Source organism: Prevotella sp. P5-126, from assembly GCF_002251185.1.
In the GTDB taxonomy this organism is placed as follows: domain Bacteria; phylum Bacteroidota; class Bacteroidia; order Bacteroidales; family Bacteroidaceae; genus Prevotella.
Map to the genome: position 1 here is coordinate 48,622 of NZ_NPIZ01000106.1, position 25,266 is coordinate 73,887.

A 25,266-nucleotide genomic window follows, 5' to 3' on the forward strand; every position below is an offset into this window, starting at 1 on the left:
TATGAGTCTACAAGTACAAGGCTTGTCGTACATCCATCCCAATAAAGACATACTGTTCCAAAACATTAGCTTCTCTGTAACTTCGGGAGACAAACGCGCCATTATAGGGAATAATGGCATAGGTAAATCGACACTTCTAAAGATATTGGCTGGCAGACTTGCCCCGTCGGCCGGTACAGTGCTGTGCGATGACCGTCTCTATCTCGTTCCTCAGCATTTTGGTCAATACAATGATCAGACAGTGGCAGAAGCATTAGGCCTTTCGAAAAAGCTTCAGGCACTGTCTGCCATCTTGGGCGGACGAGGGACAGAGAATGACTTTGCTGTTCTCAATGACGAATGGGACCTTGAGGAACAGATATTAGCTGCCTTCACTAAATGGGGCATAGACTATATTACTCCGGATATGTCTCTGGCCTCACTTAGCGGAGGGGAGAAGGCCAAGGTGTTTCTTGCAGGAATCGAGATATTCAAGCCTGACATGATCCTGATGGACGAGCCTACCAATCATTTAGACATGAAAGGCCGGGCCCAGCTCTATGACTTTGTCCAGAAGACGAACAGCGCCACAGTCATTGTCAGTCACGATAGGGCTTTGCTGAACCTGATGCCGGGCATCTTTGAGATGTCATCCACTGGCATGCAGTTCTATCCAATGAACTACTCTCAATACAAGGAGACTGTTGATGCAGAGTATGCCGCTAAAGTCGCAAGTCTTCAGAACGAGCAGAAAGAACTGAAGAAAGCTGAGAAATTGGCACAGAAGACCATGGAACGGCAGCAGAAACATGCCTCAAGGGGAGAAAAGCACAGTGCAGGACAGGGTATAGCCCGCATAGCCATGGGGAACAGACGTGACAGCTCGGAAGCAGCAACCTCTCATCTGAACAAAGTTCAGCAGGAGAAACTGCAAAGGATGAGTCAGGAGGTACATGAGATACGGGCATCCATCAGCGATGACAAATCCGTGAAAATCAATATCAGCAATTCTGATATGCATGGAAGCAAACGGCTGATAGAAGCTGATGGCTTAACTTACAGATACGAAGGGCGGAATGTCTTATGGCAGGATGATCCATTGAGTTTTTCAATCTCAAGCGGCGAGCGGATCTGGCTTCAAGGTGATAACGGAAGTGGCAAAACTACATTGCTCAAACTGATTGCAGGTTCCTTACAGCCCACCACTGGAAAGATATGGCGAAGAGGTTCATTGAATATCTTGTATCTCGACCAGGAGTATTCCTGTATTGACAATGACAAGACCGTATATGGTCTGCTGGAAAGCTGCAACAGTAAGAAGCCCGAGCATGAACTGAAAATGCTTCTCAACCGCTTTATGTTTACAGCTCAGACGTGGGATAAGAAATGCGTATGCCTGAGTGGCGGCGAGCGGATGAAACTGGCCTTGTGCTGTCTGCTCATCGCAGAGAAGGCTCCGGATATCATCATCGCTGATGAGCCGACAAACAATATAGACATCTCCTGTATGGATATATTGGCTGACACGTTGAAGAATTATATCGGGACATTGCTCATCGTCAGTCATGATGAACAATTCATTCATGATATTGGCATCAAACGGATAATCAGTATTCATTAAATCTTCTTTATGAACACTAAAGCAACGGCAAGAAAATATTAATTTTAGCTATCATATTTTTCCTTGTCAAATGAATGTTGTAATTTTGACATCGATAAACAAAAGAACTACGAATATGTTGAAAGAAGTTAGCTATAAGGATCTGAAGTTCAATCCGTTCAGACTTATCGGTGATGAATGGATGCTGGTAACCGCCGGGAATGAGAAAGACGGCTGCAACACGATGACAGCCTCATGGGGCGGTATCGGATGCCTGTGGGGTCACAACGATCCGGTGGCGACCATTTACCTTCGCCCGTCGCGATACACGAAGGAGTTTGTTGACAAAGAGGATCATTTCACGCTCTGTGTCATGGATAAGTCGTTCAAGAAGCAGATGGCTTATATAGGCTCTGTGTCGGGCCGTGATGAGGACAAGATAGCAAAGACAGGTCTGACACCAGTCTATGCCAATGGTACTACCTACTTTGAGCAGGCAAAGCTCGTGCTTGTATGTAGGAAAATGTATGCCCAGGAACTCAAGGAAGAGGATTTCTTCTATAAGGAGACTGTGGATCAGAGTTACCCTCAGAGAGATTTTCACACGATGTACATCGGCAAGATAGAGAAGGTGCTTGTCCGCGATGATGAATACCTCGGCTGAGGTCATGAGCTATGAGCAAAAAGACAGAATACAAGCAGAAGAATGAGCGGTTTATGCTTGATCTTCAGAATAAAGAGGGCATTCATAAGTTGCCGAAAGGGATATTGTATGAGGTGGTGGCTGCGGGTAGTGGAAGTCAGCATCCCGGCCCTCGCAGCATTGTGACGTGCAACTATAAGGGTTACCTTATCAACGGGCATGTCTTTGACGACAGTTGGCAGCGTGGTTATCCTGAGGCTTTTCGGGTAAGCGACCTCATTGAGGGCTGGCAGATAGCCTTGCAGGCCATGACTCCTGGGGACAAGTGGAAGATCTACATTCCTTATCAGATGGGTTATGGCATACGGACGGATGGTGACATTCCCGGCTGTTCTACGTTGATATTTGAGATGGAACTAATAAGTATTGCATAATGAAGAAGATAATTGCTCTTTTGCTTGGTTTGCTTGGCCTGACAACCAATGCCAGTGCACAGTCTGACAGTATCAAGACTGTTGATGCTGCTCAGTTCGCAGAATTCATCAAGTCTGACTCCGTATTCCTTGTAGACGTCCGCACGGCTGAGGAGTATGCTGCCGGACATATCCCTAATGCCAAAAACGTTGATGTTCTGAAGTCAGACTTCAAGGATCGAGTAGAAACTTTGTCCAAGAATAAAGAGATTGCAGTCTATTGCCGTTCCGGCAAGCGTAGTCTCATGGCTGCCAACACCCTTGCTAAAATGGGATATAAGGTTATCAACCTCCGTGGCGGATGGAAGGAATGGCAGCAATTCATTCAAAAGAAATGAAGGAGTTCAGCATATATTTGCTCATTGTCAACATCTTTACCTTCATCGTATATGGTGTTGACAAGCTGAAGGCCAAGGAACATTGGTGGCGCATCTCCGAAGCGACACTGCTGTTTCTTGCTGTCGTAGGCGGCAGTGTCGGAGCATGGGTAGGAATGAAGGTGTGGCATCATAAGACGATGCACAAGAAGTTCAAGTATGGAGTGCCTATCATACTCCTCCTGCAGGCGGTACTCTTCTGCTATATCGAATATAAATGCCATTAGGAGGAGGCTGAGGTACAGATCAAAGGGCTGCTTCCGTCTCTCTTACAAAGTCTGCACAGAAGGTGACCTTGCCGTCATACTCCTTTACGAGTGGTATGAACAGCATGCTGCTATGCGACTTTGGGTCAGCTATCAGGTAATGTTCAGGCTTGTCGATACCCTTCAGAGCACTTTTGATTGCCGTACGAGTTTTTGAGATGGCATTATTGAAGAACTGCTGGAATGTCTCATCAGACTTCGATTCAAGCTTAGCGATATCGAAGTTATTATACAGGACGCAGCCCACATTGTAGTAGTTGTCCAAATGATCCTGTCTGACACTGCTCCGGTTGATGCCGTTCTTTGCCATGAGCAGGAGTATATAGAAGATCTTGGCACTGCGTTCCTTGAAGTCTACAACATGACGGCTTCCGTCGCCGTCGACAATAACGACATCATACCTTCCTCTTACACCTCTGCCAATGCTGTTTTTTACAACCTCAATGGTACACAGTGGCTCGGGGCTGGCATCCCGGAGCATGTAGGCGAGCAATGCTTTGTCCTTTTCTTCTGGAGTCATGTTCTTGATGCGGTTAAGTAAGATAGTCTTAGTGTCTGTCATGGTGTCGATCGTTAGTATTACTACCACAACTATAGTGCTATTTATATAATAGCGCGCAAGTTTTATACGTATTATTTCTCAAGACGCTTTATTTTGAGGCCTTACCATTGCTGATAATTCAGAAATTGTGTATCTTTGTAAAAGCATATATAGTATTGATAGGTAGAATTTCATTGAGTTCGGGACATAAATCAGTATGATAAAGAAACGGATAGAACAGCTTCTCGATGCACTGAACAAGGGCATCTATGAGAAGGAAAACGAGTTAGCCTTGTCACTGTTGGCAGCTGTGGCCGGGGAGAGCATCATCCTGCTTGGCCCTCCGGGTGTGGCAAAGAGCATGGTGGCACGAAGGCTGTCGAAAGCTTTTGCCGGTGCCCGCTCTTTTGAGTATCTCATGTCGAGGTTCTCTACGCCCGACGAGATCTTCGGTCCCGTGAGCATCAGTAAACTGAAGGACTCCGACGATTACGAGCGTGTCACCGAAGGCTATCTCCCTACAGCCGATGTCGTCTTTCTCGATGAAATATGGAAAGCCGGACCGGCGATCCAGAACACCTTGCTCACGGTTATCAACGAGAAGGTCTTCCGTAACGGCAACCGACTTGTCAGCCTGCCGCTGAAACTGCTCATTGCAGCCAGCAACGAGCTGCCGGCACAGGGCGAAGGACTGGAGGCGCTTTGGGACCGTCTCATCATCCGCCTGGAAAGCAAGAGCATCAAACAGGACGATAACTTCGACAAGATGCTGCTGGATGATGGCAACGAGGAAATCACTGTCCCTTCTGAGTTACTGATAACCAATGACGAATATACCAACTGGCATAAGAGAATCAGTAAGATTGGCGTGAGTCAGGATGCCCTTCATATCATCCATCAGATCCGCAAGTCACTGCAGTCCGTTGCCATTGATGGTACCGATGAGCGCCGGTCCGTTTATGTCAGTGACCGCCGCTGGAAAAAGATCGTCAACCTGCTTCGTACGTCAGCCTTCCTTCAGGACAGAGAGTCGGTGGAGCCGGAGGATCTTCTGCCGGTTTACAACTGTCTGTGGCAAGAGCCGGAGGAGCGGGATGAGATACGGCGTATCGTCATCCGTGGAACCTTCATGTCCTTCAGTGAGCGCTTGGCGAAAATGAAAAAGGCATTGGGGGGAGATATCAAGATTGCCCGGGCTGCAAGAGCAGCCAACCGCATCTCCAGTCGAAAGATCGAGCGTGATGCGGATAAGAAGCTCTATGATGAGTTCTATTACAAGCTTGTCGGTTACCCGGAGGGTGACTGCTATATCATGGCCTGCGACTATCAGAGTCTGCCACAGCATGGTACGGATGAACTGGATATGGAGGGTATTCTTTATCAGGACAGCAAGCGTAAGAACGTTAATATTCTCCGCACCTATGACGGCTCCTTCGGTGCTCCGCTTGGTAGTGCTCCCGTCATGCTCAACCGTGATGACGACCATGTCTATATTCTCGGTGACTGCTATGCCATTGAGAAGACGAAAGAGATGAAGCTCCCGTTAGGGGCAGAACTGCAGGACATCGGACGCAACTACGAGCAGGAGATAGACGCTCTCGCTGATGACCTGAAGGAAATGGAGAAACGTATCAGCGACAACCTCTTCATTGCCGAGGACGACAAGAAGAGAGTGGGGGAGTACGTAAGGGAAATCTATCGTGATGTAGCATTCACGCGACAGGACACACAGAAGCTCTATGACTGATTTATCTGATCATCTCAAGCTGGAAGACAGTGACATGCTCACTGCCGGAGAGAAGTACTTTGCACGGTTCACGCAGAACTACAGCGGGAACAGCAAGGAACTGTCTTATTACTTCAGCATGCTCAACTATTTTTGTGAGACCGGAGAGATAGCCGGACAGGGAATTGCATGGCCCGAAGATGAGCCGTGGCGCGAGTACAAAGACCCGATGCTGCAGTATCTTGCCAGACTGATGAGTGATCCGGAGGTGAAGGTCCGAGTACTCTCGAGCCAGATGTGTGTCAAGATCTTTTTTACCACAGTAGGACGGTTTATTGTTGATTGCATGCACCACCAGGCGTTTCTCTCACAGACAATGCGTGTCGAGGCAAATAAGATGGGGGAGGTGGAGAATCTGAGTCAGGGAAAACAGGATCATTGGCAGAAATGGATTTCTTCCATCGGTGAGAAACATGAAGACGATGGCTTCGACGGTGAGTTCTACAGGCGTATGTTCAGTGATCAGATAACTCAGGAGAAAAAAGACAAGCTGCTTGACGACTGGGGCAAGAGTATCACCGAGCATCTAAGGCAAGAGGAAGAAAAGCATATTGCCGGACGCGGCACCAATATGAAGCAGAATCTTCAGCGGATGTTCGAAGATGTCCACAAGACGCTGAAAGACGAGAGCGTCAGCGACGAGCAGGCTGTACAGGCATGGAAGATGATGGATGGCAGGTGGTCGGAGTCTGAGTTTATGCGCCGGCTGAGTCTTATCCGTTTGCAGGACCGCTATCCGCAGCTTCATGAGGCTGTGATGAAGTTGGGACGTGTGGCTGACAGCAGCGGCCGCGACCGTCTGGCTGTGAATGAAGGCAGCCGAATGAAGATCAGTCACTCCTCGGGCAGCGACATTGAGGGTATTACTATTGGCAACGACCTGAACAGTCTTTTGCCGATAGAACTCGCCACCTATGCCGACAAGGACATGGAGAATGTATTCTATTATCGCTATACCCGTCACCGTCTTCAGACATTCGACTACAAGTCAAAGATGTCGAAACCGACCCGCAAGCTCAGTTTCCAGTCAGCCCGTCGGTTGGCTGCATTTTTTCTGTGTGCAAGGATGGTCTATTCGCCACCGATGGAGGGGCGGTTAGCACCGCTCGCCTCCAGATAGTCGTTTACTGCGTCACGCATGGTGAACTCTCTCATGCCTGTCTTTGCCCAGTAGATAAGGGCATCAACAGCGGCTTTTCTTGCCTTGCTGTATTCGTTGTCTGTCATGATTCTGATGTTTTGAGTTTTCTAAAAAAGTGTGATGCATATCCAAATGGTGATTTCAACAAAGATGATAGACCAACTTAGGAAAGCCAAGCCGAACATCCAGGCATAGGTGCTACCGTTGAAGTATGCACCCTCCTCGATATTGCGGATTCGTTTAAGCTCTTTCTGCTGGTGAGTGAACAGGTCGTTTATCCGCTTCTCATGCTCGTCAAGGGCTTGCTTGAAAGCAGAAATGGCGGTGTTGTTCCGCTTATCCAACTGGGCAACTCCTTCATCGTTGATGCCGACTTTGAGGTTGCTCTGCTCTGCCTTGACTATGGCATGGCATATACTATCCACGATGTTGTCCGTGCTCCTGTGGGCAGCCATAAGTGCCACTTTCGTTGATTCCAACCTCCGATAGGCATTGCCCAGTTCCTCCTTTGCCTCATAGAGTGCTTTCTTGGCTGATTCAATCTCTTTCAGGGTCACTTTGATTTCTTCCTTGCCACTCTCGATGTTCTCGTCCTCCTGCATCTGATTGTACAGGTTAAGCACATCCTGTGTGGCATCTTTCTTGTTTCTTCCCATACCGTTCTTGTTTGAAAAGTTATCGTTTCATGCCTCTCTTTATCGGCTTGCAGAGTGTGTTTGCTTGCATTGCGCAACGTCTTGCCCATTCACGGTCATCATCGTCCTTATCACGTCCCCAGCCACTGCCAGGACTGCCACCGCCACCACATGACTCAGACATCGATGTGGCAGCATCAAGGTAGTTCATGAAGAGCAGCATGGCTACATTCAGAATGTCAGTGTGGCTTGCGGATCCATTCTCGGGAACTTCGATACAACTGTTCATCGTGTCGTAAGCAGTTCTCGGCATGACTATGCTGAAACGCTCACCATCGACTTCAATAATCTTTCTCAATCCGGCAGGAAGGTCAGGTTTGGCAACATTGCTTGTACGAGACAGACCACCTTGCGATGCCGTATTTCTGCTGTCCAATGTGGTAGCGTTTGAAACAGAAGGAGAAGGTCTTTGACCAACTGCAACAGGTGTTGGCTGAGGGTGCAGCTTGCGGAAGGTATTCCCGATTTTCGATGCGGTGAGATTCCTTCCTACACCCAGTTCGGAAGCCTTGATGGTAGTTTTTCCGAACTTGAAGCGGTAGCCATGCACCCTGCCTTGACCATTCTTGTCACGGATAAGCTCGATGTCATATCCCTTTGCCCTCAATCGGTCGGCATATTCATCCCAATCAAAGAACGGCATTGAACGCAGCACATCCATACAGGCTTTGGTCACCTCTGCAATGCGTTCCTGACGAATATCCATGGCATCCTTCCAACCATGACGCTGATTGATGGCTTTCGCAGCCATCACGGCACGCTCACCGATGAACTTCACATCATTGAGATTACCGTCCATGTCGATGCGGTTCACCACCAGATGCAGGTGGGGAATGCCACTCTTGGAGTCACGGTGAAGGGCGGCAAAATATTGTGAGTTGGCTATGTTGGTCGGCTTGACCGAAGTTGCAGCCTTGCCTTTCTTCTTGCCGATGTGGTTCACCTTGGAGATACCATCCATCTCACGAATGAACTCGTCAAGGAATCTTCTCCAGTCCTCCATAGTCCAGTTACGTGCCTCCTCCTCAGATGGGGAAAGCTCAAAGCGGATGGACGTCAGTTCGATGGGCTTCTTGGCATACCTCTGCTTGAACATGGACTGATGCAGCACCATCTCGTCCCACATGCCCATCGGCGGCAGACCCTCGCTGAGATGGTTGGTCTTGACGATGTCCGCGCGATTGTTTTTGGTTGCGTAATTGGTCATTGCCTGACCATGCTGAATTGCTGACGCTTTTGCTATCATAACATATCCAAGAATTTGTCTCTAATGCGGCTCAATTCCTCTATCAGGGTGTTGATGCCTTGAAGCCAACGTTCCATGAAGTCGGCTCTCTTGAAGAGTTTTAGTCTCTCGGTCTGTGGCAGGGCATGAAGCGCATTGCGCACATAAACCAGTTCAGACCTTGCCCCGATTAAGCCCTTCAAGGCTTCCTCCTGCTCTGCGGTCATGGGTAGGGATGGCTTGTGTCCGATGCCTAAGTCATGAAGATATGTGCTCTTGCTCCTGCCTGACAGTCGGGCATTATGTACTACCAAGTCGTAGTGTTCTTCTGTGAAACGAACGTCAATGTGTCTGGTCTTCGGAGGTCTCTTCTTTGAGGTTTTCTCCGTGTTGTTATTCTTGTCTTTTGTCATTGTAGATGGGGTTTATAAAGTTTATACTTGATATAACAGGACAGCCAATGTGAGCCTGCGAACATTCAAGAATGCCAGTAGGAAGCGGTGGGCGAAGCGAAACCGTCTGACACTGGTACTTCTTGTTTAGACCTCCGAAAAAAAACTACGGCTAATAGAGGTAGCGGCTTCTGGATAGCTTGCCTGTCGGGAACGTCAATAGTCGAAATAAGGGAAAAGTAGAGATGACATCATGAGTGACTTGGGGTGATATGCGCGCCATGTCTCTCCGTGTGATCCTCGCATCGTCCTTCATGGGGCGGTGGCTGCAAGAGGTTGCCCTCGTCATCATAGACAGGAGACGGCAGCAACTCAATGGGTGATGCCCCTTCTCCTTGATTGCAGTCATCTTCTGACGGCTGTCCAACCTCATACTCAAAATGGTCATCACCTTCCTTTTCCCTTTGTTTGAAGTCTTGTGGTATCGGAGAAGGATCTGAAAGTCCATCCCCGATAACATGAGAATTAACGAAAGGGGAAGAGGTATTATAAGAGGCAGGAACATGGGGCTGCAGAATGTCAGTAGTGGCAGGATTGACGCTGCTGTCTTTCTGCTGACCTATGCCATTGGAAAGATTGCCTTCCGAAGAGCAAGCGGTATCGGATGGGACATTGGACACCGATTCCTCTTGGGTGGCGGAAGTCACGGATTGACGGTTGTAGAAGGGGTTCTTGATGGCTTCCTTGATGCCGTCAACGTACCAGAAGGCGATGCATAGTATCGTATGTATGGAGGTGCGGTTGTTCCTCTCGGTTGAGAGGATGCCCACCTGATTGAACAGTTCCACCACCTTTGCCGCTGTCTTGCGGTCACACTTCCAAAGGGCAGACAGCTCAACGGTAGAGATGGCAAACTGCCCGATGGAGAGAGAAGCGGAGAAGCCTGTCTTCAGATAAACACTTGGCTTGGTGGATGCCATTGATACAAAAGTGCCGAAGGCGGTCATGCGGTGGAAGCCCTGCCTGTCATCCTTCAAGAAATCGAGCTGTTCCTTGGTCAGCAGGATTCCGTATTTTATGCTTTGGTTACTCATCTTGAAAAACTGATTATTAGTGAAACGGATTACTCAGCAAAGAAAGAATGAATAGTTTCTCTTTCCCCTTTCGTAAAAAGTAGATTACATGATTCTCTTATCCGTCATGCCATTCTTCCCCATCAGGATTTTTCTCGCCCTTGACCCTCTTCATGGAGGCAGGCTTGTTCTTCTTGCTTTTCTGCAACATTGCCAGATGAGCCTCGAAGTCTGCCTGTTCCTCCTGGGTCGATTCGTAAGGCTTGTCCCATGAGCCACCTGCCTCAATCCATTTTATCAGCTGGTCTTTGAAGAAGTAGAGCGTGTTCCCTCTCTTGTAGAAAGGAATGCGCCTTTCAGATGTGTAAGCATAAAGCGATGAGACTTTCTTTCGGACGAAGGCACTTGCCTCTCTGATGTCCATAAGAACATGGTCATTCTCGCTCGGAGCATTGCCTATTCTCTGACCAATGTCATCAAGACGAGTCATCATCGTATTGACCTTTGTCAGAAGTTCGCCAACTGCACTGGGCAGTTGGTCGAACGATAATGATTTGTTTTCTTCCATTTGTTATCCTGATTATGTTTTTCACTTATGTCTGGTCACTCTCTTCCTTTGTTGGTATTTTGAGCGAGATACGTTCTGCCGCATCACGTTTGAGTTCGTCCACCACATCGGCATACACCTGAGTAGTGGCAAGATTGCTATGGGTAAGCAGCTTGCTCACGGTGTAGATGTCCGTTCCCTCTGCCAACTGCAAGGTGGCAAAGGTATGACGGAAGCAGTGGAAGGTGATGTGTTTCTCGATGCCGGAAGCCTTTATCCACGGTTTGAGATACAATGCCACTGTACTGTTCGTGAGATTCTTGAACACCTGTCCAGTGCTTCGCTCGCCACAGAGCTGCAAAGCCTCTTCGCTGATAGGCAGGATTGCAGCGGTGGAAGTCTTCTTTGTGATAATGTCCATTCCCCAGCCGCCATCAGCCAACTTGACGATATTCTCCCACTGGAGTCTGATGCAGTCAGAAAGGCGAAGACCTGTAAGGCAGGAGAAGAGACCTGCACGGCGAAGGACATCACTCTTGCAAGGAGTCTGAGACAACTGCAACAACTCTTCCTTGGTGAGGAACTGCCGCTTGTTGCCATGAGCCTTGGCACGCACAAGTTTCTTGGCGATATTCTCTTTGAGCAGTCCGTCCTCGTATGCGATGGCAAGGATGCACTTCAACTTGGTAAGGTTGTTGTTGGCTGTTGTTCCCATCATGCGCTTGCCGTTGTGCATACAGGCATCCGACAACAGGTAGTCGAGGAATCCCTGGCAGTACGGAACGGTAAGGTCGCAGAAGCGGCACTCGCCATGCGTGTAATTGTGGAAGTGCATGTAGGCGGTTGCCCAGTTCTGGCTGCTGCCACGCTCAATCATGAGGTTCTTGAAATATTCCAAGAAGCTCTCCTTGCCCTTGTTGCGGTCGAGGAAGCCATACTCCTCATTGATGATGGACTCAGTCCTGCGGCACTTGATGATTTCCGCTTTCTGAATCATACTTTTGTTGTACTCCTGCTGAAAGCGTTCAACAGGGTTGGTGTAGATGTAAAGACCAAGGTACTCCCTGCGTGAGAGCTTGCCTGTCTTCGGGTTGCGGATTGGAGGATAGAAATCCAGATAGAGGGAAGTCTGTCCGTTCTTGATAGGTCGTTTCCGCACGGTGACCTTTGTACAAATGTTCGTCATATTGTTATTCTTTTATTATTCTTACCGATGTGTATCTGTGGATGCGAATAGCCATGGTCGCAACGCTTTAACTCTCAAATCCGATGCAAAGTTAGATTGCCGTGAAAAGAGAAAAGCAAAGATGGCTTCAAATACAGCCAGAATTTAACCTGAATTTGCTTTTGAGTATGTTTTACGCTCAAAATCAGACTAAAAGCAGGTATTGGATGCGTTTTTTGTCTTATATCCGTTACTCTGCGTTGTGGGTTTGTTTCGACCGACATGGATGGGTGCTGCATAGCAATTGCAACGGCATGGGTCGTATATGAGTTTGTTTGAACCATCTCTTGACTTGTGTCTCACTTCCGTTTTGCCTTGGTCGTAGTACTGCTTTTCTCTGCCTTCTTGCGTGCAGCCTCCCAGTCTGCTTTCAGATAGTAGTTGGCTCTTCCGCCTTTGAACTTTCGGATTCTCACTCCATGGGTCTCCGCAAATCTGCGTACCTGTGTCTTGCCTAATCCGTAGAGTTTCATGATGTCGAAGCAGGTGTACCAGTCATCGGAAATGTTCTTACCCTGTTCTTCATTATAAAGCCCGATAACCCTTTCCACGTCTTCTTTCTTGAAGCAGGTCGTTCCCCATGCGTGAACTGACTGGAGTTGGTAACGATTGCGGACTTCATAGAATCTTCCATACTTGATATTAAAGGTGCTCAACACCTCTGCCATTGTGTAATGGGTGTCGTGGGTTACTCCATCAGGTGCTCTTTCACCAGCCCTGGGAGTCTTGCGACACTTTGCCAACTTGTTGACTGAGCCAGTCTCGGCATCTTTTAGCCTCTGTGCTTTCTTGGACGTTGCTCCTTCTAACGATAGGGAAGAAGGGAGAACCACCTGATAACCTTGTCCCTTGGCTATTTCAAGAAGGTCTTGCAAATAGATCCTGGTCATGCGTGTACCGAAATTTACGGCTCTTAGCCTGCCTTGACGAATAAGACTGCGTACTGTCTTGACGCTGATGCTTACTGCCTGCGCTGTTTCCTCTACGGACATCAGCACGATTGGAATGCGAGTTGTAGTATTCATTTTTACCGTTATTTTTGAATTTTGCAGTGACTCATGGGGGATGGTCCTTGACGGAAACTTTTAAGAGGAAACAAGGGGAAATAAGAGGAAATAAGAACCCTCATTAAGAACCGTGTGTCCCTCTGCCCATGGTACAACCGTGGTACAAAATTACTATAAACGGATGAAACTCGCAATAGGCGGTTGGAGCGTTATGTTAATGAATATGTATTGAAAATGAGCTATTTATGACGTTTCTCTAAGTTTTGTTTGGAGTTCTTTTCGATGCGTTTTAGTCCATATGACATGCATGTGGAACGACTTGCCGCTGCCCGAAGGACCCAAACAAAAAAAGTTCGAGTTGTCGGTCAGCTTCTCCTTTCCCTCCTTTCCTGTGATGTCGATGGCTACGGGCACACCTTGGCGGTCGGTATAGTATATCTTCAGCGGGGTGTCCTCATTATGCACGATGCGCTCCTTGTACATCAGACAGGTGGCGGCATCGCCGAGGGTGAGGAATCGGTCGTAGTCGGCATTCATGCCATAGCAGTTGCCGGGGAAAGAGTTGACGAACAGCTCCAACTGGTTGTAGGCCCGCTTGCTGATGTGGATGCCCATGCGCGAGAAGGAGTTTTCGAGATGGTTGGTGCATTTCTGTATGTCGGTGTCGCCGCTCACTGCCACCACGAGGTTGTAGTGGGTATAGACGAGCTGCTTGCTCTCACGGGCTATCACCTCCTGCACACGCTTGATGTCCTCTACAGCCATCAGGTTGCTGGGGTTGGGCATGGAGGCATGGCGGTTTTTCTTCTTGTCGAGTAGGGCAAGCTCACGCTTCTGGTTGGGCACGAACACCATCTGGTTGAACACCACGCAGTCGGCTCCGGGCACGCTATCGACGATGCTCACGAGATCAACGGGCATACTGGTGTTGTTCACCTCGATATTTGCGTAGGGACGGATGACCGACGGCAAGTTGGCATAATCCACATCCACAAGGCTATACACCTTGCAGCTACGGTCCCCCATGCCGATGGTCTCGTCATCGACCTTGAAGTTGGTCATCGACACCACCTTGTCACGGAAGTTCATGGAGAAGAAACGGTCCACATACTCGCAGGCTTCCGTTTTGCCGAGGAATCGGGACTTCACGCCGGCATCCCTCAGCTGGTCGTGCACCTTGCGTATCTTCACCAAGAAGTCACGCCATTTCTTGTTGTCGAACGACATCAGACGGCTCTTCTTGTTCTCCTGTGTGATGGTGAGGTAGCAGACGCTGTCGGTAAAGGGTCTGCCGTTGAAATAGCGGAAGTAACTCTCGCTCAGGAACTCATGATTTCCACCGTTCTCTTCCTTGAATGCCTTCCTCACAAACACGTCCTGCTTGTGCAGCGCATAGCCTTCGCCCAAGGTCTGGGCAAGGGCGGCGAAGAGGTGGGTGAACTCATAGTAGGCCTCGATGTTGGCGGAATACTTCTGCACAGGGTTCTCCATCTTCAGAACAGCGGAGTATTCGCCCGTCTTGGTATAGAGCACGCCGATGCCATCCACTTCCTCGATGGAGAAGTAGATGTCCTGGAAGATGCGCTTGCGCTTCCCTCCCGTGCCGAATGCCTTGACACTGATGGCCATGCCCACGCAGATGGCTGAGAATATGAGTATGATGTATAGGGTCATTGTTCTTTTTCTTTTTTAATCGCAAAAAGGCGGGCGCACCCTCATGCGTGATGCCCCCACCTCCATTCACTTACAATCATTGATAGCTTTCCACTTGGACATAATGGATTCTCTTTTTTGTTTTACACTTTCTTTGAATAGGCATAGATGAATATGCCGTTGTCACTCTTCTTGCTGTGCAAGCCCTTGCGCTGCTTCATGACGATGAGAACGCCACCGACAGCTACGGCGAGGACTAGCAGCACGAGTCCTGCCACGAAACCGAAGATGCAGTAGCCGAGGATGAAACCCGCAACGGCTCCTCCTGCGGTGGCTGCCGCCCAGTAGATGTAGCGTCCCTGCAACCCGAAGAACTCCAATGGACGTTGCAGTCCCTTGAAAATGGGATAATCCGGAAAACGCTCTTGCTTTGTATCTGCCATAACTGTCAGTGTTTTAACGTTCTACATACTCACAATCTCACGCTGCGTTTAACCTCCAATGCCGAAGAACAGAGGCAGTGCCTGGGCTGCTGCAATGAGGAAAATACATGCGCCGACGACCATCATGATCTTCTTCTTGACGTCCTGTTCCTCGTTGTTCATGGCGATGTAAACGCTTATGGCTCCGACAATTGCAACGACACCTGCAATGGCATAGCAGAGCTTCACCACGATAGGTACATACTTGGCAATCTCCTCCGTCACTGTGGTAAGCGCGGTCGTTCCTGCCGAGTAGTCGCCGGCTGCGTTCTGTGCCATTGCTGCGGTGGTGCCGACAAGCAACATCAGGGCGAGCGTTTTCATGCGCTGTGAAGAGAAGAATCCCTTCACCTTCTTGTTAATCCTTTCAAACATTCTTTTTACCTTTTAATTTGTTACACTTTGAGTTATCTTATCTCGTATCACCTGTATCTCAAATCTGATAACCGAAGAAAGCGGGGAAGACGATGGTCGCTCCTATGAGGAACAGGCAGGCTCCCACCAGCATCATGATGTTCTTCTTCACTCCTTCTTCGCCCGTATTCATCTTTATATATATCTGCAAGGCGCTGACTATGACCACGATGCCCGCCACTGCATAGCACAGATAAACGATATAGAGCATCATCGTCACGGCATAGTCATGGGCACTCGCAAGTGCGTCCGCTCCCCAGCTGTAGTCCACGTTGCCACACTTAGCACTGGCCAGAGCTGGGGTTAAAGCGGCATATAATGATAGAAATGCACTTCTTGTTTTTGACATCATATCTCATTATTGAGTGATTCCACCTTGACCATGTCACGTCCATTGTGACGAAGACCGCGGGCGATGATGGTGTTGTTCAATTCTTCCGAATACATGGGGTCGGAATAGGTGGTATTCACTTCCTCCATCTTCTTCTCGATTGCGCTTTGTATCTTTTCAAGCACATGAGGCTTGCTCTCTTCCGCAGTGGCGGCTGCCTCCTCTGTAGGCTCTGCAAGCTGCTTCTCCTCGTAGGCTGTCTCATATTGGTTGTCGCCTACGCTGAAACCACCGTCGCTCTCGCTGACCGCTATCGACTCTTCCTCGTCGGTCATGTCACTGACATCAAACGACTCGCCCTGTGACTTCTCGTCCTTGGGCTTTCCGTACAGATCCTGCACGATGATGACCGTATAGTAGATGACATAGATTATGGTCACGACAATGGCGAATATTACAAATGACTTCATATTTTCAAGTTTGATTTTACTATGGTTTGGCTTATTGCCGATGCAAAGGAACTACCTTTTCTTCAATCTTAAACCGAAATGACTTTCCGCGGAGCCAAATCTTAACTCTAATTTTGATTACACTCGCAATCATACTCAAAAATCAAACTCGAAAGGCACAAAAAAAGCCCTTCCGATAGGGAAGAGCTTGTAAAGAGGGTGGATGAAAAAAATGTGGATGGCTATATGGTCAGGTACTTGCCATGGGAGAAGTCCTGATGTTCGTTAGAGAAAACATAGCCCAACTGGTTGGACAAGCATTGGGTGTTGCCTATCCTGGCATCGATGTTGGTGTGCGAATGTCCGTATATCCAATAGTCTATGCCGCTATCGGTGATATAGTCCTCCAACTCTACGGTGAACGCCACGTTTGCCTTGCTGCCTTGAAACTTTGGGTGGAGCATACGGAACGATGGTACATGATGGGTGACAACAATCTTATGGGCTGCTTGCGAATATGCCACTGCATCCTTGATAAAGGTGAGGCAACGTTCATGCTCAGCATTGAATTGGGCATGGGTCATCAGCTCACCTTTATATAATATACGGCGGAAGTCGCTTATCACTTGCTCGGTGAAGTAAGCGTCCTCCAAAGGAATCCTCGACCAAAGGGTGGAGAGGATGATGTCGGTGTCGCCAATCCTCGCAATACCGTTGTAGTGGCTGAATACATTGGGACGTACCTCCAAGAGATAGCCGTCGGGCAGTGTCGCCACATCATAATATTTGTAGAACTCATGGTTGCCCATGCAGCAATGCACCTCCTTGTAGTTCTCCGATGCCCAGTCCCAAAAGGGATGCTTGGAGTAGTTGTCATCGCCGAGATAGCCGATGTCGCCGGCAAGCAGCAGTATGTCGCCCGTCACCTCCAAGGGGTGGGCTTTCAGATACCGCCAATTGTCGGCAAACTCCAGATGCAGGTCGGATGCGTATTGTATCTTCATATTGGTCATGCTTCTATAAACAATTCATCCAGTTGATCTAACAGTCCGGTCACAAATGCCTCGTCTTGACCGAGTGACTTTGACAATGGTTCTGCGAGAGTTGACCAGTCGGCTCTGATGGAGGCGACAAACTCCCTTATACATGCCACTATTGAAGCAGGAGCCTCAATGTTGTCCTCAGTCATTATGACCACATTTTTCAGGATGTCCGAACGGTGCTTCTTGATGTCTTTGGTGTTCACATGCTTGCCGTCCCGCTTGTCTGCCATGAGATTTAGGTAGGCTCTTGCCTTCAGTGCTATCAAGGCAGCGGAATTGGCATGGCGTATGCCATCAGTCAGTTGGCTGTGTGCGATAGTAAAGTGATAGTAATCATCGTCCATGATGATGGCACTAAGACTCGACACATCTTCATCGGTCGGGATAGGTTCTATGACAAATCCCTTTGGCTCTCCAAGCACGTCGGGGTGGCGTGACAGCAGTTCTATCATCTCGGGATAGCCGTCTTTACCATCAAGGAAACGATACATTTCATACCTTGGTGGCTCACCAGCCTCCTGTTTCCTCTTTTCAGGTCGATAGCCAGCCTCCCGCACAAACTGCCAGAAGCGATTGGCGAAAGCCTCGGTCATGTTCTCTACGATGACTATCATGTCGATGTCGTGTGTGGCGCGTGGACGCACCACGGTATTGGTCATGGTGATGTCACAGGCTGCTCCGCCTATCACCACATAGTTTTCTGAGTATTCCGCAAATGCTTCACGGAACTTGACTAATCCTTCCATTTCTGTTCACTGATTATTCGTTCTACTTCTTTTTCTACTCTCGGATCATCATCATCTCTCAACGAAAGGACAAGGGAAAGGCGATCAACCCACTGGCTTTTGTCGCCCATTTTGCTGACAACAGGGTATTTCCATACCTCTATGATATAGTTGCCGTCATAGATGTTGGGATTCTCCATGACATCAGCCGACTTGACGGCACGATATTCCTTGCTTGTCATCATTATCATCTCTTCCCGGTCACGATTAAGCATGGAATAATGTGCCAGGGCATTGATGCCGCATACGGGGTATTCCGCATCCAAGCGTATGTCATCGCAAAAGATGCGGTTCTCCACAGGTGACAGCAAGACGTTCTGAGCCTTGTCCCACAGTTCCTTGCCCTTCAACTCGAAGTGTACCACCTTGCTGCGCTGTCCGTTCTGAATCTTTTGACACAGTCCTACATCTTCAAGACAGGTGACACCCAACGTGACGCTTTCGTAAGAATATGGAAGCAACGGTGCAATATCCCTTGGCGACATTCCTTCAATACTGCCCACCTGTAGGTGATAGAGTAGTATGTATTGCGCCACAGGGGTCAATACTTCGGCAATCTTCCTGTTGCTTGTCTTCTCCAATGCTATGATGCCTGGCAGATGGGCATATTCCTCGGACATGACAAAGAAGACTCCTTTGTCTGCCAGTCTGTGTCGCTCGTAGGTGGGTCCGGGCGCAAGGATAAACACCGCAGGCAGTCCCAGGGCTTCGGTCAACCGCTTGCCCGTGATGGCGCAAGTCCGTGGAGAGGGATTGCCCTTCTTGGGCTCAACGAACAGCAGGGGCGTGCCTTGGTATGTGCCATCATAGAAACGGTATGAGAGTTTCTCGCCAACCGTGATGCCTTTCAGGCTTTCCTTGGCACGAGGTTCCACCTCAAAGCGTCTGCCCAATATCCTTATTTCTTTTTTCAATTCCATTCTGCTACATTTTAATAATGTATTAAAACGATGCAAAAATAAGGATAATAATTGAGAATCAAGCATGTTTGGGCGAAAAAGTGCAGATTTGATATGTAATTTCAATGCATTTGAGCCATTTTTGCATCAAATGATGGTGTTTTCGTCTTTATAATGTCATTCAGATGCCGTTCGTTTCTTCCTCATCAGATAGTCGTTGACATCCTTGTAGTCGGCATATCTGAAGGACTCGTCCGTCACCCTGTACTCGAATACATTGCTGATGCTCTCAACCGTCTTGCGTCCTGCCTGGTCGTTGTCGAGGAAGCAATGGATGTGGGTGTAACGGTCAAGGTAATGCAATGCCTGTTTGAGGTTGGCGACTGAGTTCAGTATCATATAGTCGCAAGGGCTTTCAACGACAAACCATCGGTCTTGCTGTTTAACGAGGGTCATATAAGCAAGGAAGTCCATGAAGCCCTCAAAGACCAGACAACCGTTTTGCCACTCGTTGAACGTATGGGCAAGCAGGGTGATGTCCTTATGCCCGATGCAGCCCTTGAAATAGGGATTGCGCACCTCATGTCCTTCACTCAGATTGCCAAAGGCAATGCCATAGTAATGTTTTTGCTCAACCTTGTAGTGTATCTCCCTGCAATACATCCTGCCAATGGTGATGTCTATCCGTCGGCTACTGAAATAGGACAGCAGAGAATGGTTGCTCAGTGGGAGCAGCTTCACATCGTTCATCTTGGTTGTCGTGTATTCCTTGGCTGCGATAGCGGTCTCGATTGCCTTATCCACAGTGGCAATACTCTTGGACGCAAGGTAGGCAAGGGCATCGGAAACGGATTGTTTGTTATACATACGCTTTACCAGCTCCACAAGGTCACCGCCCTCCTTAATGGCGTAGTCGTACCACAGGTTCTCCTTCTTGCTGACCTTGAACGATGCGGTCTTCTCGTCCCTGAAGGGTGACAGATACCAGTAGGCATTGCCCTTCTTCTTTTTCAGCGTTACATTCTCCTTGTCTAAGAAGTCTATAATGCTCAGTTTCTTCGATTGTTCAATATTCATTGTACTTTCATTTGTTCGGTTTTACTTTGTCCATGGAAACAGTTTACTTTACCCTTTCTCCTATATAGGCACACCCGTAAACTAAACCATTTGCTAAACTACTTTTCCGCTTCCCAATTCAGCCTCCGATTTCGGTTTACTTTGGCCTTATTTCTTATATATAGGTACGGACGTAAACTAAACTGGTTTCTGAACTGTTTTTATTCCTCTTCATGGAACAGGTCAATCTCGGCAGGTGTATATCCGAAATAGTAATGATTATCCCGCTTCACTATGAGCTTTTGCTCGTTAATCAGGTATTTCAGCATTTTGATGATGACGCTTCTGCCACGCTTAAAGCCAATGTCTGCATAGGCTTGCGTTAATTCCTCCACCATGCGATCGAATCCTTTGATAGGTTTCTCCTTGAATGCAGCCGTCAGCGCCTCGTTATGCTGTTCGGATGTCAAGTCTTGGTAAGTAAACCTTGACGGTTGCTTGTCACCTTCTTCCTTCTCCGGCGTGTGCTCGACAATCTCTGGCAACCCTTCCTCATTGACTGTAAAGGCAAACGGCTTGAACTCCTTCTCACGGATGTGCATCGCCTTCACCTCGCTGATGTCGGGATTGGTGGTGCTCTTGGTGATGACAAGCACCGTCTCTGCCTTGTTGTTCATCTCCGTACCGATATGCCCGCGCACGTTATTGTCGCCCTTGTTCTGATGCAATACGCAATGGATGTGCAGGTCATACTTTGATGACCATTCCATCATCTTGTTGATGACCTCGACCGATTCTCCCGCATTGTTGATGTCGAGAAGCAGGTCTCTGATTCCGTCGATGATGACCAGTCCATAGCTTTGGTCTTGGGCAAGCGCATAGTCTATGACCTCTATCCTGACGGAGGGCGTGTACTCTCTCAGACAGATAAAGTCAAGGTTCTCGTTGTCGATGCTTGTAGGTAGACCAGCGAGCTTCAGGATGCGCTCCAGCACATTATGGCAGTGATAGCGGCTCTGCTCCGTATCTACATACAGTATCTTGCGTTTCCCCTCTGGCAGACTGGCGCGATAGTTCAGTACCTTGCCGTTGGCGAGGGAAGCGGCTACCAAGGCAGACACGTTGAAGGTCTTTTTCGCCTTTGCCTTACCAGTAGAAGCACTGAAGTTGCCCAATGTGGCTATGCTGGAATTATCAACCCATATAATCTGAGGAGGTGTTTTATAAGTATCTGTTGCCTTTATCAACGATTCGCTCAATATGCGATTGAGACGCTGTACTCCTTCCTCTTTTGAGTTAGGCTGTACATGTTTGTTATTTTCTTCCATTTTCATTCTTTCGGATTATCAATTTCTATTTTCGTTACCATTCCAATGACCTCTTGTTTGTTTTGGAGCAGCCACTTGTCGATTTCTTCTCTATTAAAATACAGCATTTTTCCCCTTGGCTTATAGTGTGGAACTTCTTTTGCGGCTGTAAGTTTGTATAGCAGGCTTTCAGAAACACCAATATACTTACATGCTTCGTCAAACCCCAAGACGGTTTTGGTCTGCTTGACCATCTTCTCCAATTCCTCGATTCGCTCTATTAGTTTGTCAATAGGTCCCAAAGCCTCCAAACTGTCTTCTATTGCGACAATTCGCTCATAGAGTCTAAAATGTCTTTCATTCATGTGTCACGTACCTTAATTAAATTGTTTACAGACAGTAGCACGGTTATATTAGCCGTCTATTCTTTCTTTGTGTAGATAGTACATATTCCTCTGCTTCTCTTTGAATCTCGTTCTTCGATTTGCCCTTGGTTCCTTGAAGCCATTCATCTATCTCAGATTTGAGGAACATGATGCGTTTGCCTCTCTTGTGAAACGGTATTTCCCGATTGCTTGTCCAGCAATATATGGTATGCTCTACCGGATGTGTTGGGAGATAAGCACATAATTCAGCAACCGTAAACCATGTTTCTTCTTTTTCTGATTGAACAAGTTCATATATACCATCAATCTTGTCTTCTAATGATGACAGCTTTTTCAGTACCCCCGTTATAGCGTTGGGAATATCTTCAAATCTTATACTATTTTCTTCCATGCTAATTATTTTTTATGATTTTTGATGCAAAGTTATGGGGAGACTGTCACTAAATAGAAAAAGTAACGTGATAGTAAGGCAGTATCAACCAAACTATCACGTTTTTACTTTCATTTAGCAGAATTATTGTGATTTATTCCTCTCTTAATATCTGTTCGATGGATTTGCAGATGGCATATTGACTTGCTGTCATGGAAACGTTTCTTCTTATCCTTGAAAGAGAAGAGGAAAGACAACTTGAAGTTATGAATTTCTCTGTTCCATCCTTTTTGATACTGGTTAAGAAGCGACCTTCTCCCATGACATATTGCCAATTATTGTTTATCAAATGGTATTGAGCCATAGCGTCAAACAGTACGGCTACATTACGTACATTCTTTACACGGATAGATGCGTCCAAGTCGCACTTGAATAGGCGACACAACTCGCTACGCACATCACTGTTGTCGGCAAAATCAAATATGTCGTGACTTTGGACAAGTTCTACCAACAAATCCATCTGTCTGTCTGACAATTGGCATCCCAAAGTGAGGATGGACGATTTCTTTCGGGTAAGGATTGGCAGACCAGTACCCACATGTTGAAGAAACAACTCAATAAGTTCCTGCTTGGAATAATCTTCTTTTTTCTTGATTATTGACACACACTTAGAGTCTCTAAACAAAGTACCAATAATGCCAATTGCCATCTGTCGCGAGTTCTTACAACGTGCACAATCACAGTCAATATATTGGTGACTGCGCTCAAATAGTTCTATGAAGTACTCTGTCTTCATATGATTCTTTTCAGCTTGAAGATACCAACTTCTTGCGATCTCAAACAACTCATACAGTTCTCTGTAGAAGTCTTCTGTACACTCCACATGTTTGTGGACACGCTTGCTCTCTTCAAAAAGAGAGAAGCCAAAAAAGGCTGTCTTTTTTCATTTTTATCTGTTTATTGTTATAAATGTTTGGTTTCCACGAAAGGTTAAAGTGCCAAAACAATAGCATCATTACATAGAATGTTGAAAATGAAAGGCACTAAAAACCACCTGTACAATAAAGGACTTATTGATACAAGTGGTCTTCTATACTAAGTGCTTACAAATGATAATCACTATTCATCTATGTCCAACTTAAAAGCTTCTGTAGCTTCATCTTTCTTCTTGTCAATTACTTTTGCGTAGATTTGCGTGGTTTTTACATTGGTATGCCCTAACATTTTGCTTACGGTATATATGTCTGTACCGTTAGCCAATTGTAACGTTGCATAGGTGTGGCGGAAGCAATGAAAGGTGATGTGCTTGGTAATCCCTGATGCTTTTACCCACCGTTCCAAAGGCCTAGATATCCATGAAGGGTCAGGCAGTCCGGCAAACACCAACAGTTCTCCGTCTTTCTTGCGCTCACCGCAAAGCTTGTATGCCTGTGGCGATATAGGCATGTATTCAACGCCCTTAGTCTTCTGCTGAGTGAAATTGAGACGGTACCCACCATTGTATTCTTCAACCTCTGACCATTTAAGCTTTTGAATATCGCTATGTCGCATTCCTGTCAGTGCAGAGAACAAGGCTGCCCGTTTTAGTATATCATCACACGGAGTCTTTGCCAATATATTAAGTTCTTCCAGTGACAGATACTCTCTTCGAGCACTCTGAAACATGATATTTTTAGCCTTGGCAGCAATATCACAATTCAGATAGCCATCCACGAAAGCTTGTTTGAGTGCCGCCTTGAAGATAGAGAAGTACGTCGATGCCGTATTCCTTGAAATAGTTCCTTTCTTAGAACCACCCTGCGGTGCCTTTATCAAGAAGGAACGGAATGCCTCAATATACTTCATGTCAATCTGCGAGAACTGTATGTAGTCACACTTGGCAAACATTGACAACAGTGTGTGCAATCTGCGCCAGTTGACAACTATCGATTCTGACGCAGTTTCCTCTCTTTCTTTGATTAACTTCTCAATATACTCCAGAACATTGCATTTTGAGCGTTCGCTTTGTTCTGCCATTTCCATTTGCTGGTCAGTAAAGAGAGCCATGTTGTCGTACTCTTTTTGACGCAGGACTCGAACGCCATCCGCATAAAGGCAAGTTTCCATATCTTGCTTGGATTTACACTGAATAACGCCATTGTCATCTCGCTTGGGCTTGTACTTTATTCTACCAGCAACGGCTCGCTCGCTTCGTCGTTTATCCCATATAGGGGTAGTAATAGACCTCCTGAGATATTCACGCACTCGTTTGGGTTTGTCATTTCCCGTCTCATAAACAGGATAAGCTTCAAGATAGATGAACCACTCATCTCTCCACTCACTTTTCTTTAATTTGACGGAGACTTTAGTATAATCTAATCTTTTCATAATGGTTTTATATCTTTATAAAGTTTGTCTATTGATTCCTTGTGAGCATACACATAATTACCGATTTGCCGGGTCGGTATTGAGTATTTTCGTATATGAGCATACACGGTGCTGTCATCCAGATGAAATTTCTTGGAAATCTCACCTATTGTATAGCAATCCTCTGGTTCCATGCGGTACATGGTAACTGGTTTCCTTGGCTTGGTGTCAAGCGGAGACTGTCTTAACGGAAACAGATTCATTAGTTCTCCTTTGCATACAAGTCGTATTCCTTTCTCTGGCTCAATGAAGGAAATCTTTTTCATGTAGATGAGCCTATAAATGGTTGAGCGGCTTGCACCAAACATAGCATACGCTTCCGTTATGCTGATATACTCTTTAGACTTGGGCATATTGCTTACAATCTTGTCCAGTTCAAGTTGGCGTTTTTCTTCATCATGCTTACGCTTCCACGCCACCTTGGAGCATTTGGGTGAACAATACCAGGACTCCAAAGTCCTTGCGAAGAACTCTTCTCCGCACACAGGACATTTCCGTACTATCTTATACTTTGCTACTGCCATAATTCATTCATTTTGTAGTTCTTAATATCTATTCTTCTCATCATATCTACTTTTTCTTACAGGTACAAATAAGGTACAGATGTTTATAATAATAACGCAAAGATAGCAATATTATTGTGTACGGCCAAAAACAAGAAAAGCGTGTAACTCATTGAGCTACACGCTTTCCATTTGATATTGTATTCTTATTT

General features: G+C 47.1%; 30 protein-coding genes and 1 pseudogene. 7 read left to right on the forward strand and 24 right to left on the reverse strand.

Features of this window, described 5'->3' with window-relative positions:
• Position 1 precedes the first annotated feature (1 nt).
• From CIK90_RS12165 to CIK90_RS12185, 5 genes are all read left to right on the forward strand, one after another.
• Positions 2–1,600 (forward strand): ABC-F family ATP-binding cassette domain-containing protein, encoded by a 1,599-nt coding sequence (locus CIK90_RS12165; protein WP_094388430.1) that lies wholly within the window; start codon positions 2–4, stop codon positions 1,598–1,600.
• A 118-nt stretch (positions 1,601–1,718) separates the two neighbouring features.
• Positions 1,719–2,243 (forward strand): flavin reductase family protein, encoded by a 525-nt coding sequence (locus CIK90_RS12170; RefSeq protein ID WP_094388448.1) that lies wholly within the window; start codon positions 1,719–1,721, stop codon positions 2,241–2,243.
• An 11-nt stretch (positions 2,244–2,254) separates the two neighbouring features.
• Positions 2,255–2,656, forward strand: a complete 402-nt coding sequence (locus CIK90_RS12175; RefSeq protein ID WP_094388429.1) for an FKBP-type peptidyl-prolyl cis-trans isomerase — start codon at positions 2,255–2,257, stop codon at positions 2,654–2,656.
• Positions 2,656–3,033 (forward strand): rhodanese-like domain-containing protein, encoded by a 378-nt coding sequence (locus CIK90_RS12180; RefSeq protein ID WP_094388428.1) that lies wholly within the window; start codon positions 2,656–2,658, stop codon positions 3,031–3,033. Before CIK90_RS12175 ends, CIK90_RS12180 begins: the two co-directional genes overlap by 1 nt.
• Positions 3,006–3,299 (forward strand): DUF1294 domain-containing protein, encoded by a 294-nt coding sequence (locus CIK90_RS12185; RefSeq protein WP_254046354.1) that lies wholly within the window; start codon positions 3,006–3,008, stop codon positions 3,297–3,299. Before CIK90_RS12180 ends, CIK90_RS12185 begins: the two co-directional genes overlap by 28 nt.
• 19 nt (positions 3,300–3,318) lie before the next feature.
• On the opposite strand, the gene CIK90_RS12190 is transcribed toward CIK90_RS12185, so the two are convergent.
• Positions 3,319–3,927, reverse strand: a complete 609-nt coding sequence (locus CIK90_RS12190) for a hypothetical protein (RefSeq protein WP_144007281.1) — start codon at positions 3,925–3,927, stop codon at positions 3,319–3,321.
• A 169-nt stretch (positions 3,928–4,096) separates the two neighbouring features.
• Between CIK90_RS12190 and CIK90_RS12195 the strand changes: the two genes are divergently transcribed.
• A complete protein-coding gene (locus tag CIK90_RS12195; RefSeq protein WP_094390305.1) occupies positions 4,097–5,626 on the forward strand; it encodes an AAA family ATPase in 1,530 nt (509 codons plus the stop codon).
• On the forward strand, positions 5,619–6,785 hold the full coding sequence (locus CIK90_RS12200; protein WP_094388424.1) for a hypothetical protein: 1,167 nt from the start codon (positions 5,619–5,621) through the stop codon (positions 6,783–6,785). Before CIK90_RS12195 ends, CIK90_RS12200 begins: the two co-directional genes overlap by 8 nt.
• Here the strand turns inward: CIK90_RS12200 and CIK90_RS14285 are convergent.
• The 23 genes and pseudogenes from CIK90_RS14285 to CIK90_RS12310 all read right to left on the reverse strand — a co-directional run bounded on the left by CIK90_RS14285 (position 6,737) and on the right by CIK90_RS12310 (position 25,075).
• Positions 6,737–6,892, reverse strand: coding sequence for a hypothetical protein (locus CIK90_RS14285; RefSeq protein ID WP_153093198.1), 156 nt, complete (start codon positions 6,890–6,892; stop codon positions 6,737–6,739). The genes CIK90_RS12200 and CIK90_RS14285 overlap by 49 nt on opposite strands.
• A 21-nt stretch (positions 6,893–6,913) precedes the next feature.
• Entirely contained in the window at positions 6,914–7,462 is a 549-nt protein-coding gene (locus CIK90_RS12205) for a hypothetical protein (protein ID WP_048317548.1), read from the reverse strand.
• Between the two features lie 19 nt (positions 7,463–7,481).
• Positions 7,482–8,747, reverse strand: a complete 1,266-nt coding sequence (locus tag CIK90_RS12210; RefSeq protein WP_048317550.1) for a relaxase/mobilization nuclease domain-containing protein — start codon at positions 8,745–8,747, stop codon at positions 7,482–7,484.
• Positions 8,744–9,139: a hypothetical protein gene (locus CIK90_RS12215; protein ID WP_049129886.1), complete on the reverse strand. Its 396-nt coding sequence runs from the start codon at positions 9,137–9,139 to the stop codon at positions 8,744–8,746. The genes CIK90_RS12210 and CIK90_RS12215 overlap by 4 nt, the downstream gene beginning before the upstream one ends.
• 230 nt (positions 9,140–9,369) lie before the next feature.
• Positions 9,370–10,212, reverse strand: coding sequence for a hypothetical protein (locus CIK90_RS12220; protein WP_048317554.1), 843 nt, complete (start codon positions 10,210–10,212; stop codon positions 9,370–9,372).
• Positions 10,213–10,309: 97 nt separating this feature from the next.
• Positions 10,310–10,759 carry a helix-turn-helix domain-containing protein gene (locus CIK90_RS12225; protein ID WP_048317556.1) on the reverse strand — a complete coding sequence of 150 codons (450 nt, stop codon included), beginning with the start codon at positions 10,757–10,759 and terminating at the stop codon, positions 10,310–10,312.
• A 25-nt stretch (positions 10,760–10,784) separates the two neighbouring features.
• Complete coding sequence (locus CIK90_RS12230; RefSeq protein ID WP_048317558.1) at positions 10,785–11,924, reverse strand: site-specific integrase; 1,140 nt, start codon at positions 11,922–11,924, stop codon at positions 10,785–10,787.
• Positions 11,925–12,262: 338 nt separating this feature from the next.
• Positions 12,263–12,988, reverse strand: a complete 726-nt coding sequence (locus tag CIK90_RS12235; protein WP_048317560.1) for a helix-turn-helix domain-containing protein — start codon at positions 12,986–12,988, stop codon at positions 12,263–12,265.
• Positions 12,989–13,219: 231 nt separating this feature from the next.
• Positions 13,220–14,644: pseudogene (locus CIK90_RS12240) on the reverse strand (conjugal transfer protein TraG); the annotation flags it as partial.
• 122 nt (positions 14,645–14,766) lie between these two features.
• Positions 14,767–15,066 (reverse strand): DUF4133 domain-containing protein, encoded by a 300-nt coding sequence (locus CIK90_RS12245; protein ID WP_005816074.1) that lies wholly within the window; start codon positions 15,064–15,066, stop codon positions 14,767–14,769.
• A 48-nt stretch (positions 15,067–15,114) separates the two neighbouring features.
• Complete coding sequence (locus tag CIK90_RS12250; RefSeq protein WP_007837354.1) at positions 15,115–15,480, reverse strand: DUF4134 domain-containing protein; 366 nt, start codon at positions 15,478–15,480, stop codon at positions 15,115–15,117.
• Positions 15,481–15,538: 58 nt separating this feature from the next.
• A complete protein-coding gene (locus tag CIK90_RS12255) occupies positions 15,539–15,871 on the reverse strand; it encodes a DUF4134 domain-containing protein (protein ID WP_005812854.1) in 333 nt (110 codons plus the stop codon).
• On the reverse strand, positions 15,868–16,320 hold the full coding sequence (locus CIK90_RS12260) for a hypothetical protein (protein WP_005812857.1): 453 nt from the start codon (positions 16,318–16,320) through the stop codon (positions 15,868–15,870). Before CIK90_RS12260 ends, CIK90_RS12255 begins: the two co-directional genes overlap by 4 nt.
• A gap of 221 nt (positions 16,321–16,541) precedes the next feature.
• Positions 16,542–17,312: a metallophosphoesterase gene (locus CIK90_RS12265; protein WP_007837351.1), complete on the reverse strand. Its 771-nt coding sequence runs from the start codon at positions 17,310–17,312 to the stop codon at positions 16,542–16,544.
• Positions 17,309–18,088: a hypothetical protein gene (locus CIK90_RS12270; RefSeq protein ID WP_005812861.1), complete on the reverse strand. Its 780-nt coding sequence runs from the start codon at positions 18,086–18,088 to the stop codon at positions 17,309–17,311. Before CIK90_RS12270 ends, CIK90_RS12265 begins: the two co-directional genes overlap by 4 nt.
• Positions 18,076–19,047 carry a hypothetical protein gene (locus tag CIK90_RS12275; RefSeq protein WP_005812863.1) on the reverse strand — a complete coding sequence of 324 codons (972 nt, stop codon included), beginning with the start codon at positions 19,045–19,047 and terminating at the stop codon, positions 18,076–18,078. Before CIK90_RS12275 ends, CIK90_RS12270 begins: the two co-directional genes overlap by 13 nt.
• Before the next feature lie 156 nt (positions 19,048–19,203).
• On the reverse strand, positions 19,204–20,103 hold the full coding sequence (locus CIK90_RS12280) for a toprim domain-containing protein (protein ID WP_005812865.1): 900 nt from the start codon (positions 20,101–20,103) through the stop codon (positions 19,204–19,206).
• A 200-nt stretch (positions 20,104–20,303) separates the two neighbouring features.
• A complete protein-coding gene (locus tag CIK90_RS12285; RefSeq protein WP_005812867.1) occupies positions 20,304–21,410 on the reverse strand; it encodes an AAA family ATPase in 1,107 nt (368 codons plus the stop codon).
• A 2-nt stretch (positions 21,411–21,412) separates the two neighbouring features.
• Positions 21,413–21,754: an AlpA family transcriptional regulator gene (locus CIK90_RS12290; RefSeq protein ID WP_005812869.1), complete on the reverse strand. Its 342-nt coding sequence runs from the start codon at positions 21,752–21,754 to the stop codon at positions 21,413–21,415.
• A 43-nt stretch (positions 21,755–21,797) separates the two neighbouring features.
• Positions 21,798–22,166: a helix-turn-helix domain-containing protein gene (locus CIK90_RS12295; protein WP_004320284.1), complete on the reverse strand. Its 369-nt coding sequence runs from the start codon at positions 22,164–22,166 to the stop codon at positions 21,798–21,800.
• A gap of 133 nt (positions 22,167–22,299) precedes the next feature.
• Positions 22,300–22,941, reverse strand: a complete 642-nt coding sequence (locus CIK90_RS12300) for a hypothetical protein (RefSeq protein ID WP_005812872.1) — start codon at positions 22,939–22,941, stop codon at positions 22,300–22,302.
• 323 nt (positions 22,942–23,264) lie between these two features.
• Positions 23,265–24,512 (reverse strand): site-specific integrase, encoded by a 1,248-nt coding sequence (locus CIK90_RS12305; protein ID WP_005812874.1) that lies wholly within the window; start codon positions 24,510–24,512, stop codon positions 23,265–23,267.
• The gene (locus CIK90_RS12310) at positions 24,509–25,075 is read right to left on the reverse strand and encodes a hypothetical protein (RefSeq protein WP_005812876.1); all 567 of its coding nucleotides are present in this window, start codon (positions 25,073–25,075) and stop codon (positions 24,509–24,511) included. Before CIK90_RS12310 ends, CIK90_RS12305 begins: the two co-directional genes overlap by 4 nt.
• Between the last annotated feature and the right edge of the window lie 191 nt (positions 25,076–25,266).

Coding starts and splice junctions, on each gene's coding strand:
- CIK90_RS12230 (WP_048317558.1), bottom strand. CDS start 11,924: ATGACGAACATTTGTACAAAGGTCACCGTGCGGAAACGACCTATCAAG.
- CIK90_RS12180 (WP_094388428.1), top strand. CDS start 2,656: ATGAAGAAGATAATTGCTCTTTTGCTTGGTTTGCTTGGCCTGACAACC.
- CIK90_RS12165 (WP_094388430.1), top strand. CDS start 2: ATGAGTCTACAAGTACAAGGCTTGTCGTACATCCATCCCAATAAAGAC.
- CIK90_RS12210 (WP_048317550.1), bottom strand. CDS start 8,747: ATGATAGCAAAAGCGTCAGCAATTCAGCATGGTCAGGCAATGACCAAT.
- CIK90_RS12260 (WP_005812857.1), bottom strand. CDS start 16,320: ATGAAGTCATTTGTAATATTCGCCATTGTCGTGACCATAATCTATGTC.
- CIK90_RS12255 (WP_005812854.1), bottom strand. CDS start 15,871: ATGATGTCAAAAACAAGAAGTGCATTTCTATCATTATATGCCGCTTTA.
- CIK90_RS12195 (WP_094390305.1), top strand. CDS start 4,097: ATGATAAAGAAACGGATAGAACAGCTTCTCGATGCACTGAACAAGGGC.
- CIK90_RS12245 (WP_005816074.1), bottom strand. CDS start 15,066: ATGGCAGATACAAAGCAAGAGCGTTTTCCGGATTATCCCATTTTCAAG.
- CIK90_RS14285 (WP_153093198.1), bottom strand. CDS start 6,892: ATGACAGACAACGAATACAGCAAGGCAAGAAAAGCCGCTGTTGATGCC.
- CIK90_RS12275 (WP_005812863.1), bottom strand. CDS start 19,047: ATGGAATTGAAAAAAGAAATAAGGATATTGGGCAGACGCTTTGAGGTG.
- CIK90_RS12185 (WP_254046354.1), top strand. CDS start 3,006: ATGGCAGCAATTCATTCAAAAGAAATGAAGGAGTTCAGCATATATTTG.
- CIK90_RS12220 (WP_048317554.1), bottom strand. CDS start 10,212: ATGAGTAACCAAAGCATAAAATACGGAATCCTGCTGACCAAGGAACAG.
- CIK90_RS12280 (WP_005812865.1), bottom strand. CDS start 20,103: ATGAATATTGAACAATCGAAGAAACTGAGCATTATAGACTTCTTAGAC.
- CIK90_RS12290 (WP_005812869.1), bottom strand. CDS start 21,754: ATGAATGAAAGACATTTTAGACTCTATGAGCGAATTGTCGCAATAGAA.
- CIK90_RS12265 (WP_007837351.1), bottom strand. CDS start 17,312: ATGACCAATATGAAGATACAATACGCATCCGACCTGCATCTGGAGTTT.
- CIK90_RS12285 (WP_005812867.1), bottom strand. CDS start 21,410: ATGGAAGAAAATAACAAACATGTACAGCCTAACTCAAAAGAGGAAGGA.
- CIK90_RS12205 (WP_048317548.1), bottom strand. CDS start 7,462: ATGGGAAGAAACAAGAAAGATGCCACACAGGATGTGCTTAACCTGTAC.
- CIK90_RS12310 (WP_005812876.1), bottom strand. CDS start 25,075: ATGGCAGTAGCAAAGTATAAGATAGTACGGAAATGTCCTGTGTGCGGA.
- CIK90_RS12295 (WP_004320284.1), bottom strand. CDS start 22,166: ATGGAAGAAAATAGTATAAGATTTGAAGATATTCCCAACGCTATAACG.
- CIK90_RS12270 (WP_005812861.1), bottom strand. CDS start 18,088: ATGGAAGGATTAGTCAAGTTCCGTGAAGCATTTGCGGAATACTCAGAA.
- CIK90_RS12235 (WP_048317560.1), bottom strand. CDS start 12,988: ATGAATACTACAACTCGCATTCCAATCGTGCTGATGTCCGTAGAGGAA.
- CIK90_RS12225 (WP_048317556.1), bottom strand. CDS start 10,759: ATGGAAGAAAACAAATCATTATCGTTCGACCAACTGCCCAGTGCAGTT.
- CIK90_RS12175 (WP_094388429.1), top strand. CDS start 2,255: ATGAGCAAAAAGACAGAATACAAGCAGAAGAATGAGCGGTTTATGCTT.
- CIK90_RS12200 (WP_094388424.1), top strand. CDS start 5,619: ATGACTGATTTATCTGATCATCTCAAGCTGGAAGACAGTGACATGCTC.
- CIK90_RS12300 (WP_005812872.1), bottom strand. CDS start 22,941: ATGAAGACAGAGTACTTCATAGAACTATTTGAGCGCAGTCACCAATAT.
- CIK90_RS12250 (WP_007837354.1), bottom strand. CDS start 15,480: ATGTTTGAAAGGATTAACAAGAAGGTGAAGGGATTCTTCTCTTCACAG.
- CIK90_RS12215 (WP_049129886.1), bottom strand. CDS start 9,139: ATGACAAAAGACAAGAATAACAACACGGAGAAAACCTCAAAGAAGAGA.
- CIK90_RS12305 (WP_005812874.1), bottom strand. CDS start 24,512: ATGAAAAGATTAGATTATACTAAAGTCTCCGTCAAATTAAAGAAAAGT.